The organism is Diaphorobacter ruginosibacter, from assembly GCF_040396215.1.
GTDB lineage: Bacteria > Pseudomonadota > Gammaproteobacteria > Burkholderiales > Burkholderiaceae_C > Diaphorobacter_A > Diaphorobacter_A ruginosibacter_A.
This window is the reverse complement of sequence record NZ_JBEBOW010000034.1, coordinates 16,259-27,415: the sequence shown is the minus strand read 5'-3', so window position 1 is coordinate 27,415 and position 11,157 is coordinate 16,259. Positions and strand designations below refer to the sequence as shown.

10 protein-coding genes are annotated in these 11,157 nt (G+C 67.2%); all 10 read left to right on the top strand.

The window, feature by feature from the left end; translation table 11 throughout:
• Positions 1-3,209: hybrid sensor histidine kinase/response regulator (locus ABWP92_RS06570; RefSeq protein ID WP_353234566.1), on the top strand; the 3,209-nt coding region annotated here is incomplete at its 5' end.
• Positions 3,210-3,362: 153 nt separating this feature from the next.
• Positions 3,363-3,962, top strand: coding sequence for a YqgE/AlgH family protein (locus ABWP92_RS06565; protein ID WP_353234565.1), 600 nt, complete (start codon positions 3,363-3,365; stop codon positions 3,960-3,962).
• A gap of 8 nt (positions 3,963-3,970) precedes the next feature.
• Positions 3,971-4,396, top strand: a complete 426-nt coding sequence (gene ruvX, locus ABWP92_RS06560; protein ID WP_353234564.1) for a Holliday junction resolvase RuvX — start codon at positions 3,971-3,973, stop codon at positions 4,394-4,396.
• Complete coding sequence (gene pyrR, locus ABWP92_RS06555; RefSeq protein ID WP_353234563.1) at positions 4,393-4,956, top strand: bifunctional pyr operon transcriptional regulator/uracil phosphoribosyltransferase PyrR; 564 nt, start codon at positions 4,393-4,395, stop codon at positions 4,954-4,956. Before ruvX ends, pyrR begins: the two co-directional genes overlap by 4 nt.
• A 2-nt stretch (positions 4,957-4,958) precedes the next feature.
• Complete coding sequence (locus tag ABWP92_RS06550; protein ID WP_353234562.1) at positions 4,959-5,921, top strand: aspartate carbamoyltransferase catalytic subunit; 963 nt, start codon at positions 4,959-4,961, stop codon at positions 5,919-5,921.
• Between the two features lie 131 nt (positions 5,922-6,052).
• Positions 6,053-7,348: a dihydroorotase gene (locus ABWP92_RS06545; RefSeq protein ID WP_353234561.1), complete on the top strand. Its 1,296-nt coding sequence runs from the start codon at positions 6,053-6,055 to the stop codon at positions 7,346-7,348.
• Positions 7,349-7,400: 52 nt separating this feature from the next.
• Positions 7,401-8,141 (top strand): lysophospholipid acyltransferase family protein, encoded by a 741-nt coding sequence (locus ABWP92_RS06540; protein ID WP_353234560.1) that lies wholly within the window; start codon positions 7,401-7,403, stop codon positions 8,139-8,141.
• A gap of 79 nt (positions 8,142-8,220) precedes the next feature.
• Positions 8,221-8,595 (top strand): arsenate reductase (glutaredoxin), encoded by a 375-nt coding sequence (gene arsC, locus ABWP92_RS06535; protein ID WP_353234559.1) that lies wholly within the window; start codon positions 8,221-8,223, stop codon positions 8,593-8,595.
• 267 nt (positions 8,596-8,862) lie between these two features.
• Entirely contained in the window at positions 8,863-10,377 is a 1,515-nt protein-coding gene (locus ABWP92_RS06530) for a DegQ family serine endoprotease (protein WP_353234558.1), read from the top strand.
• Positions 10,378-10,495: 118 nt separating this feature from the next.
• Positions 10,496-11,155, top strand: coding sequence for a response regulator transcription factor (locus ABWP92_RS06525; RefSeq protein ID WP_353234557.1), 660 nt, complete (start codon positions 10,496-10,498; stop codon positions 11,153-11,155).
• The last annotated feature ends 2 nt before the right edge of the window (positions 11,156-11,157 follow it).

The following is an 11,157-nucleotide window of genomic DNA, read 5'->3' as shown; positions in this document are numbered from 1 at the left end:
CGGAGCCGATCGATCCCGGACAGGACGTGCAGGTTCAACCCGCGGGTCTTGCCGACGGGCTGCAGGTGCAGGAGCTTTCCGAGGCTGATTTCCAGGCGTTCGAGAGCGGATCCGGCCCCGAGGCGGGGGCGGACGCGTTCGAATTCTTCGCCCCGCATGCATCCGACGCCGAATTCGTGCAGGAAGAAGACGAGCGGGAGGCGAAGCCCGGATCAGGGCAGGTGCCGGCCCCCGAGCCAGAGCAGGAGCTGGTGTCGGAGCAGGAGCAGGAGGCCGAACTGCCCGAGCCCGACACGCAGCGGCCGGGGCTCGAGGCCGCGGACGACTCGACCAAGGTCATCGGCTCCCTGCGCATTTCGCTGCCGCTCTACAACGTCTATCTGGGCGAGGCCGAGGAATGGTCGCAAAGGCTCATCGCCGAGCTGCAGGGCTGGCTCGACGATTCGGACAGGCCGGTGCCCGAGTCGGCCATCGCGCGTGCGCATTCACTGGCGGGAAGCTCCGCGACCGTGGGCTTCTCGGGGCTCTCGGACATGGCGCGCCTGCTCGAACATGCGCTGCAGCACGTGCAGCCGCAGCAGTATGGCGTCCCCGCGCAGCTCGCGGTGTTCCAGGCTGTCGCGGATGACATTCGCCGCCTGCTGCATCAGTTCGCGGCGGGATTCCTGAAAACTCCGAACCCGCAGTTGATCGGGCAATTGCAGGACGTGCTCAATGCCGAACTGGTCAGCGGCATGGCGCCCCTGGCCGCGTTGCGCGAGGAATCCGGGCAGCCGGCTTCCGTGGCCGCCCCCGAGCCTGCGGCCCAGGCGCCGCAGGCCATCGATAGGGTGCAGCGCAGCCATGACGAATTCGATGCGGTGGACGTGGTCGATCCCGACCTGTTCCCGATCTTCGAGGAAGAAGCCATCGAACTGCTGCCCCAGCTGGGCGGCGCGCTGCGCCAGTGGTCGGCGGACCCGGGCAATCTTGCGGCGCGCAGCGATCTGCTGCGCGCCCTGCACACCTTGAAGGGCAGCGCACGTCTGGCGGGCGCGATGCGGCTGGGCGAGATGGCCCATCGCATGGAGAGCGACGTCGAGCACATCGACAAGGACGCGGCGCGAAGCGAGGAGATCGAGCCGCTGCTCGTCAAACTGGATACCTTGCAGGAAGCCTTCGAGGCGCTGCGCCACCCGCAGGCCGAGCCGGAATGGACGGCCGGGCAGCATGAGCCCGCAGAGCCTGAAGCGGCAACCGCCCTCGAGGAGGCCCCTGCGGCCGTCGAGGGCCCGGCGCCGCAACTGGCCCGGCCGCTGACGCTGCAATTGGCCCAGGGCCGCGCGCAGGCCGGCCAGACCGTCCGCGTGCGCGCGCCGTTGCTGGACCGGCTCGTCAATCAGGCGGGCGAGGTGCTGATCGCGCGCTCGCGCCTGGATGCGCGCATGGTGCAGATGCGCAGCTCTCTGACCGACCTGACCGGCAATCTGGAGCGCCTGCGCCAGCAGTTGCGCGACATCGAAGTGCAGGCGGAAACGCAGATGCAGTCGCGCCTGGCGCTGTCCAAGGACACGGCGGCGGGCTTCGACCCGCTGGAGTTCGACCGCTTCACCCGCGTGCAGGAGCTCACGCGCATGATGGCCGAGTCGGTCAACGACGTGGCGACCGTGCAGCGCAACCTGCAGCGCGCGATGGAGGGCGCGGAGGACGACCTGGTCAGCCAGGGCCGCCAGGCACGGGAGCTGCAGCGCGATCTGCTGCGCACCCGGATGGTGGAGTTCGACAGCATTTCGGAGCGCCTGTACGCCCTGGTGCGCCAGTCTTCCAAGGAAACGGGCAAGCAGATCAAGCTGGACATCCTGGGCGGCATGATCGAGATGGACCGGGGGGTGCTCGACCGGATGACTCCCGCGTTCGAGCACTTGCTGCGCAATTGCGTGGGGCACGGCATCGAGAGCCCGGACGCGCGGCTGGCCGCCGGCAAGCCGGCGAGCGGATCGATCACCATCGCGTTGCGCCAGGAAGGCAATGACGTGTCGGTCGAATTCCGCGATGACGGCGCGGGCCTGAACGTGGTCCGCATCCGCGAGAAGGCGGTCGAGCGCGGGCTGATCGGCGCCGATACGCCGGTGACGGACGTGGATGCGGCAAACCTGATCTTCATGCCGGGCTTCTCCACCGCCGCCGAAGTGACCGGACTGTCGGGCCGGGGCATCGGCATGGACGTGGTCCGCACCGAGGTGAACGCGCTGGGCGGCCGTATCGAGACATCGAGCACGGTGGGCCAGGGCTCGTCGTTCCGCCTGGTGCTGCCGCTGACCACGGCGGTCACGCAGGTGGTGATGCTGCGGGCGGGCGGCCTCTCGATCGGCGTTCCGGCCAGCCTGGTGTCGGTGGTGCGCCGCACGACCGCGCAGGAACTGGCGAGCGCATACGCCACGCAGGAGTTCGAGGAAGGCAATGAACGCCTGCCGTTCTACTGGGCCGGAGCGTTGCTGCAATCGTCGCCACGAAGCACGGAAGCCAACGCCAAGATCCGTCCGGTGGTGATCCTGCAAAGCGCGGCCCGCCGCATCGCCATGCACGTCGATGAAGTGCTGGGCAATCAGGAAGTCGTGGTGAAGAACCTGGGCCCGCAGCTCTCGCGCATGCCGGGCATGGCTGGCATGTCGGTGCTGGCTTCGGGCGCCGTGGTGCTGATCTACAACCCGGTGGCGCTGGCCACGGTGTATGGCGACAAGGTGGCCGAGGCCGCCGGAGCGGCGGTGCAGCCTGCGGATGCGGATGCGCCCGCCGTGGGCGCGCCCGCCGCGCCAGCGGCCCTGGCGCAGGCGGCGCCCCAGGTGCCGCTGGTGCTGGTCGTCGATGACTCGATCACGGTGCGCCGCGTCACCCAGCGTCTGCTGCAGCGCGAGGGCTATCGCGTGAGCCTGGCAGCGGACGGGCTGCAGGCGCTGGAGCGCCTGCAGGAAGAGCGCCCGACGGTCGTGCTCTCGGACATCGAAATGCCGCGCATGGATGGTTTCGATCTGGCGCGCAACATCCGATCGGATGCGCGCCTGAAGGATCTGCCGGTCATCATGATCACCTCGCGCATTGCCGAGAAGCATCGCGAGCACGCGATGGAGCTGGGCGTGAACCATTACCTGGGCAAGCCCTATTCCGACGAGGAACTGCTGGGCCTGGTGCAGCACTACTCGATGCTGGAAGCCCAGGCGGAAGCGGGGTAGCAGCCGGGCTTTCCCCCGCCTTCGGGGGCCGCGGCTTCACGCTGGCGGCCCCTTTCCCGTTCTGCCCTCTCGCGAAGGTGAAAGGCTGCAGAGCCAAGGCCCCTGTTTCCCCCACTGCGCGGAGAGGTCCCCCTTCGCCGCTAAAATGGAGAGATGCCTGCAGATCCCGTGCCCATGAACCTGACGAACCACTTCCTGATCGCCATGCCGGGCATGGAGGATGCGTCGTTCAGCAGGAGCGTGGTGTATCTGTGCGAGCACACCGAGAAAGGCGCCCTGGGCCTCATCATCAACAAACCCTCCGAGATCAACCTGCAGAGCCTGCTGGCCAAGGTGGATCTCTCGCTGGGGCGTGGCGACCTGACGGATGAGCCCGTGTTCCAGGGCGGGCCGGTGCAGACCGAGCGCGGCTTCGTGCTGCACGACCCCATGCGCGCGGGGGCTGCGCAGGACGGTGAATCCGCCTACGCATCGACCATGCAGATTCCGGGCGGGCTGGAGATGACCACCTCCAAGGACGTGCTCGAGGCGCTGTCCGAGGGCGCGGGACCGCGCCGCGTGTTGGTCACGCTCGGCTATTCCGCGTGGGGCGAGGGCCAGCTGGAGACCGAACTGGCCGAGAATGCCTGGATCACGGTGGATGCCGATTCGGCCATCATTTTCGATACCCCCGTCGATGAACGCTACGACCGTGCGCTGTCCCTGTTGGGCGTGCAGTCGTGGATGCTCACCCACCAGGCGGGACACGCTTGAGCGGCGGCATGTCGGTGACCTCGGCTCCTTCCCCCAGCGTCCCGGAAAATTTCCAGTCCTTTCTTGCTTTCGATTTCGGACTCCGGCGCACCGGAGTCGCCATCGGCACGCGCATGCTGCGCAGCGCCACGCCACAGGGCACGATCAGGGCGGATGGCGAGGCCGCGCGCTTTGCGCAGGTGGCCGAGCGCATCCGCGAGTGGCAGCCCGATGCGCTGGTGGTCGGCGTTCCGTACCACCCCGACGGCGCACCGCACGAGAATACGGCGCGCGCGCTGAAGTTCGCACGGCAACTGCGCGGGCGCTTCGGCCTGCAGGTTTTTGAAGTGGATGAGCGCTACAGCACCACCGAAGCGATCGCCGCGGGCGCGGCGGACGCCGATGCTGCTTCGGCCTGCATCATCCTGGAACAGTTTTTGAGGAATCTTCCATGAGCACTGCTTCTTCGTCTCCCACGCAACCCACCCCGCCGCCGCAGACCGCCGCCGGCGGCCACCTCACATTGGACGCCGAGGCGCTGTACCGCGAACTGCTGCGCGGCGTGCGAGCGATGCGCACGCCCGGGGCCTACCTGGCGGGCGTGGCCTCCGGCGGGATGTGGCTTGCACAGCGTCTGCACAGGGACCTGGGGCTGGATGGCGAGGCGGGCGTGCTGTCGTCGTCGCTGCACCGTGACGACTTCGCGCGGCGGGGGCTGGCCTCCAGCACCAGCACGGTGCTGCCATTCGATGTGAACGGCGCGGACATCATCCTGCTCGATGACGTGCTCTACACCGGACGCACGGTGCGCGCGGTCATCAACGAATTGTATGACTATGGCCGCCCGGCCAGCGTGAAGCTGGCGGTGCTGGTCGATCGCGGAGGCCGCGAGCTGCCGATCGAAGCTGGCTTCGCGGCGGCGCGCGTGACGCTGCCCTCCAACCAGTCGCTGTCACTCGCGCGAGCGGACGGCAGCGGCGCATTCCATTTCGAAGTCCAAGTCAAAGAGGCCTGACGGTGCTTTACAAGCGCAATCCCCAACTCAACAAGAACGGCGAGCTGATCCACCTGCTCTCCACAGAAGGTCTGCCCAGGGACATCATCACGCACATACTGGACACGGCCTCCAACTTCGTGAGCGTGAACGACCGCGAGGTCAAGAAGGTGCCGCTGCTGCGCGGCAAGAGCGTGTTCAACCTGTTCTTCGAGAACAGCACGCGCACGCGCACCACGTTCGAGATCGCGGCCAAGCGCCTGTCGGCCGACGTGTTCAACCTGGACATCGCGCGCAGCTCGGCCAGCAAGGGCGAGTCGCTGCTCGACACCATCGCCAACCTGTCCGCGATGGCCGCCGACATCTTCGTGGTGCGTCACAGCGAGTCGGGCGCGCCCTACCTGATCGCGCAGCACGTGGCGCCGCATGTGCACGTGGTCAATGCCGGCGACGGCCGTCACGCGCACCCGACGCAGGGCCTGCTGGACATGTACACGATCCGGCACTACAAGAAGGATTTCTCCAACCTCACGGTGGCCATCGTGGGCGACGTGCTGCACTCGCGCGTGGCGCGCTCCGACATCCATGCCCTGACCACGCTCGGTGCCGCCGAGGTGCGCGTGGTGGGCCCGCGCACGCTGGTGCCTGCCGATCTCGCGCAGATGGGTGTGAAGGTCTTCAATACGCTGGAGGAGGGCATCCGCGGCTGCGACGTGGTGATCATGCTGCGTCTGCAAAACGAACGCATGAGCGGCGCCCTGCTGCCGTCCAGCCAGGAATATTTCAAGAGCTTCGGCCTGACGCCCGAGAAGCTGCGCCTTGCCAAGCCCGACGCGATCGTGATGCACCCGGGGCCGATCAATCGCGGGGTGGAGATCGACTCCGCCGTCGTGGATGGTCCGCAGGCGGTGATATTGCCGCAGGTGACTTTCGGCATCGCGGTGCGCATGGCGGTGATGTCCATCGTCGCGGGCAACGAGGCCTGAGGCGTGCTCGACGCAGCATCGGAAGAAACGGTTTTTTGGGTTTTTTGTTTGTACCGCCGGCAGGGCACCGCTGTGACGAATACGTTCGCCAGCCGCGCCGACATGCCTGGCACCAAGTTGGCACTTCAATCATGAAAGTACTCATTCAGAACGGCCGCGTCATCGATCCGGCAACGGGTCTCGATCGGGTATGCAATCTGGCGCTTGCCGCCGGCCGCATCATCGCGGTCGACCGCGAGCCCAAGGACTTCACGCCCAGCCGCGTGATCGATGCGAGCGGCTGCCATGTGCTGCCGGGCCTGGTCGATCTGGCCGCGCGCCTGCGCGAGCCGGGGCACGAGCACGAAGGCATGCTCGAATCCGAGATGGGCGCGGCGGTTGCCGGTGGCGTCACGGCCCTGGTCTGCCCGCCCGACACCGATCCGGTGCTCGACGAGCCCGGCCTCGTGGAGATGCTCAAGTTCCGCGCGGAAAAGCTGCACCAGTCGCGCCTGTTCCCGCTGGGCGCGCTCACGCGCGGGCTCAAGGGCGAGGAGCTCACCGAGATGGCCGAACTGACCGAATCGGGCTGCGTCGGCTTCAGCCAGGCGGACGTCGCGCTCAAGAGCACGCAGGTGATGCAGCGCGCGCTGCAGTATGCGGCCACTTTCGGCCATACCGTATGGCTGCGGCCGCAGGAGCTGTATCTTGGATCGGGCGTGGCCGCCAGCGGCGCGCTGGCGACGCGCCTTGGCCTGCCCGGCATTCCCGTGGCGGCCGAGACGATTGCTCTGCACACGATCTTCGAGCTGCTCAAGTCCACCGGCGCGCGCGTGCATCTGTGCCGCATTTCGAGCGCCGCCGGCATCGAGCTGGTGCGCCAGGCCAAGGCCGAGGGATTGAGCGTGAGCTGCGACGTCAGCATCAATTCGCTGACTTTCACCGATGCCGACATCGGCTACTTCGACAGCCGCGCGCGCCTCACGCCGCCGCTGCGCCAGCAGCGAGACCGCGAGGCCCTGCGCGCCGCGCTGGCGGACGGCACGATCGATGCGCTCGTCTCCGACCATACGCCCGTGGACGAGGATGCCAAGGTGCTTCCCTTTGCCGAGGCGGAGCCCGGCGCCACCGGTATCGAGCTGCTGCTGTCCGCCGCGATCAAATGGTCGCAGGATGCGGACGTGCCGTTGATGCGCGCGCTCTCCGTGGTCACGGCCGAGCCGGCGCGCGTGCTGGGCGCGTCGCTTGGCACCTTGCAGGCCAGCGTCGGGCGCATCGTCGAAGGCGGTGTCGCCGACCTGTGCGTGGTCGATACCAAGGCGTCGTGGGTGGTTGCTCCGGATGCGCTGCGCAGCCAGGGCAAGCACACGCCGTTTGCGGGCTATGAGCTGCCGGGCCGGGTGAAATACACCCTGGTGGGCGGCCAGATCGCCTTCGAGCGCGGCTGAGCTTGCGCGCCGCGTCCACATTGCCGCCGCGCCGTGGCTTGACGGCGGCCTCATGCTGAGAGCGGTCAGGGCCATCTGGCGCGGGTTCAGGCTGCTGGCCCATGCGGTGCATGGACTGCTGACCGTGCTGCTGCGTTTCCCGCGCCTTGCGCCGGGACAGCAACAGGCGCGGGTTCAGGCGTGGTCGCTGCGGATGCTGGCCATCGCCGGCGTCACGCTGGAAGTGCGCGGCCAGCCGGCGACGGTGGGGCCCGCGCTGATGGTCGCCAACCACATCTCGTGGCTGGACATCCCGGCGCTGCACGCGGGACGCTACTGCCGCTTCATCTCCAAGTCGGACGTGAAGGACTGGCCGATCGTCGGCACGCTGGCCACGGCTGCCGGCACGCTCTATATCGAGCGCGCGTCGCGCCGCGATTCGCTGCGCATGGTGCGCAGCATGCTGGAGGCGCTCCAGGAGCGGGAAGTGCTGGCGGTCTTCCCCGAAGGCACAACGGGAGATGGCCGCGGGCTGCTGCCGTTCCATGCCAATTTGCTGCAGGCGGCGATCGCGGGCGATGCGCCGGTCCAGCCCGTGGGGCTGCGCTTCGTGGACAAGGCCAGCGGCCGCATCAGCTACGCTCCGAGCTATATCGGCGACGAGACCCTGCTGGGATCGATCTGGCGCACGCTGGCGGCCCCGCCCATCGTGGCCGTGCTCCACTACGGCGAACCCGAGAAGGCCGATGGCCGCGACCGGCGCGCGTGGAGCCAGCACCTGCACGCGCGCGTGGACGAACTGCGCAAGTCGTGAAACCGCCGCGCGGGCGTGGATATGGGCTGGGCTTGGGCAGGGCAAGCATGGGCCATCCGCCATGCGTACACTTGCTCGCATGAAAAAGCCATCCCACACCGAGCGCTTCACCATTTATCACAACACCCGCTGCAGCAATTCGCGTGGAGCGCTGGCGCTTCTGCGCGAGCACGGCATCGAGCCCGAGATCGTTGACTACATCGCAAAGCCGCTGGACGCGGGGCAGCTCCAGGCGTTGATCGGTCTGCTCGGCATGCCCGTGCGCGAGGTGATCCGCGCCAAGGAGCCTGTCTACAAGGAACTGGGGCTGGATGCGGATGACGTGTCGGATGCGCAACTGCTGGAGGCCATTGCCCGGTACCCGGTGCTGCTCAACCGCCCCATCGTGGCGAGCGGCAAAAACGCGCTTCTGTGCCGTCCGCCCGAGAAGGTGCTGGATTTGTTGAAGCGCTAGGAATCCACTGCGCGAATCAATCGTCAGGCATGCGTCGTATATGCGTTGTATTGGGTTTTCTGGAGCAGGCGATCAGGGGTGATCGGTCCGGGCCGGAAATCAAGAGAGGCTCCCGCCGGGGAGCCTTTTTTCATGGCTGGAACGGTGTGAGCTGGGGGGCCAGGCGGGTCGAGCGAACGCCCTAAGTCTTGCTTAAGTGTCGGTATTCAAACTATCCCTCCATGGAACTCCGGTAGAGGTCCGCCGAGGAAAGGCAAGGTTGAATCTATGAACACTATTTCGAAAACCCCACGTGGTCTCGTCGTCGCTTTGGTGGCGGCGGGCGTGATTGGCGGCGCGGGCGCGGGCATGGCTTCCAGCCATTTCGTGCGCGCCGAACAGACTCCGGTGGCGAGCGTCGCCGCCGGCAACGGGGCTGGCATGTCGGCGGCGACGCTGCCGAGCTTTGCGCAGATCACGCAGCAAAACGGCCCGGCCGTCGTGAACATCAGCGTGAGTGGCACGCGCCACGCGTCTGTCGGTGATGACGACGATGATGACGCGCCGTCCGCGGCGCAGCAGCGCATCGATCCGAATGATCCGTTCTATCAGTTCTTCAAGCAGTTCGGTTTCCCGACTCCCGGCATGCAGCAGCGCCAGATGCCGCGCGATGTGCCGGTGCGCGGTGAAGGTTCGGGCTTCATCGTGAGCTCCGACGGCATCGTGCTGACCAACGCGCACGTGGTCAAGGATGCTGATACGGTGACGGTCAAGCTTACCGACCGCCGTGAATTCAAGGCCAAGGTGCTGGGCTCCGATCCCAGGACCGACGTGGCGGTGCTGAAGATCGAGGCCAGGAATCTGCCCACCGTGAAGATCGGGGACACCAAGGCGCTGAACGTCGGCGACTGGGTGCTTGCCATCGGCTCGCCGTATGGCTTTGAAAACACCGTGACCGCTGGCGTGGTGAGCGCCAAGGGCCGTTCGCTGCCCGACGACAGCGCGGTTTCCTTCATCCAGACCGATGTGGCGGTGAATCCGGGCAACTCGGGTGGCCCGCTGTTCAATGCGCGCGGCGAGGTGGTGGGCATCAACTCGCAGATCTACAGCCGCACCGGCGGCTTCCAGGGACTGTCGTTTGCGATCCCGATCGAAGTGGCGACGCGCGTGAAGGATCAGATCGTCTCCACCGGCAAGGTCGAGCACGCACGCCTGGGCGTGATGGTGCAGGAGGTGAACCAGACGCTGGCGGACTCGTTCGGCCTGCAAAGCCCCGAAGGCGCGCTGGTGTCGAATGTGGAAAAGGGAAGCCCTGCGGACAAGGCCGGACTGCAGTCGGGCGACGTGATCCGCAGCGTGAACGGCCAGAAGATCGTGGGCTCGGGCGACCTGCCCGCATTCGTGAGCATGCTGGCTCCCGGCTCCAAGCTGAACATGGACGTGTGGCGCGAGGGAAAGAAGGTGGATCTGGTGGCCTCGCTTGGCAATGCCAGCGACAAGACCGCCAAGGTGGCGAGCAGCGATGGCAAGGTCGCGCATGGCAAGCTGGGTGTTTCGCTGCGGCCGCTGCAGGCCGATGAGCGCAAGGAAATCGGCGTTGATGCCGGCCTGCTGATCGAGAACGCGCAAGGCCCCGCGGCCAAGGCGGGCATCCAGGCGGGCGACGTGCTTTTGGCGGTCAATGGCATGCCGGCCAAGGATGTGGAGCAGGTGCGCAGCGCCATCGCCAAGGCCGGGAAGTCCGTGGCACTGCTGGTGCAGCGTGACGGCACGCGCATTTTCGTGCCGGTGCAGTTAGGATAAGAAGCGACTGCCGGCCAGGGCTTCCCCGCTGCCTCATCGGCGGGGTGCCCGCAGAGCAACCCCGGTTGTCATGGACACCGGGGTTTTCTCGTTTCCTTGTTCCATCACGCGAATCACCATGCGCCTGCTGCTTGTGGAAGATGACATCATGATCGGCGAGGCCGTCCAGGATCTGCTGCGCGCGGAGCGGTACGCCGTCGATTGGACGCGCGACGCGCAAAGCGCGGACACGGCCCTGCGCACGCAGAGCTACGATCTGGTGCTGCTCGACCTGGGCCTGCCGGGCCGCGACGGCCTGAGCGTTCTGCGTGATCTTCGCACGCGCAGCGACCGCACACCCGTGCTGATCGCCACGGCGCGCGATGCCGTCGCCGAGCGCGTCAAGGGCCTGGACGCCGGAGCCGACGACTATCTGCTCAAGCCCTACGACATGGATGAGCTGCTCGCGCGCATACGCGCGCTGACGCGTCGCGCGGCGGGGCGCGCGGAACCCGTCTACGAGCATCAGGGCGTGATGGTCCGGCCCGCCACGCGGGAGGCATCGGTCAATGGGCAGCCGGTCGTGCTCTCCGGGCGCGAATGGGAGGTACTGGAGCCGCTGCTGGCCCGGCCCGGCGCGGTGCTCTCGCGCCAGCAGCTGGAGGACAAGCTGTACGGCTGGGGCGACGAAGTCAGCAGCAATGCCGTGGAGGTCTACATCCACGGCCTGCGCCGCAAGCTGGGCGCGGGCATCATCGTCAATGTGCGTGGCGTCGGCTACATGGTGCCCAGGAGTTGATG

Excerpts from the sequence above, each read along its gene's own strand:
- ruvX (WP_353234564.1), top strand. The coding sequence starts at position 3,971 with ATGTCGGTGACCTCGGCTCCTTCCCCCAGCGTCCCGGAAAATTTCCAG.
- ABWP92_RS06565 (WP_353234565.1), top strand. The coding sequence starts at position 3,363 with ATGCCTGCAGATCCCGTGCCCATGAACCTGACGAACCACTTCCTGATC.
- ABWP92_RS06530 (WP_353234558.1), top strand. The coding sequence starts at position 8,863 with ATGAACACTATTTCGAAAACCCCACGTGGTCTCGTCGTCGCTTTGGTG.
- ABWP92_RS06525 (WP_353234557.1), top strand. The coding sequence starts at position 10,496 with ATGCGCCTGCTGCTTGTGGAAGATGACATCATGATCGGCGAGGCCGTC.
- ABWP92_RS06540 (WP_353234560.1), top strand. The coding sequence starts at position 7,401 with ATGCTGAGAGCGGTCAGGGCCATCTGGCGCGGGTTCAGGCTGCTGGCC.
- ABWP92_RS06545 (WP_353234561.1), top strand. The coding sequence starts at position 6,053 with ATGAAAGTACTCATTCAGAACGGCCGCGTCATCGATCCGGCAACGGGT.
- pyrR (WP_353234563.1), top strand. The coding sequence starts at position 4,393 with ATGAGCACTGCTTCTTCGTCTCCCACGCAACCCACCCCGCCGCCGCAG.
- arsC (WP_353234559.1), top strand. The coding sequence starts at position 8,221 with ATGAAAAAGCCATCCCACACCGAGCGCTTCACCATTTATCACAACACC.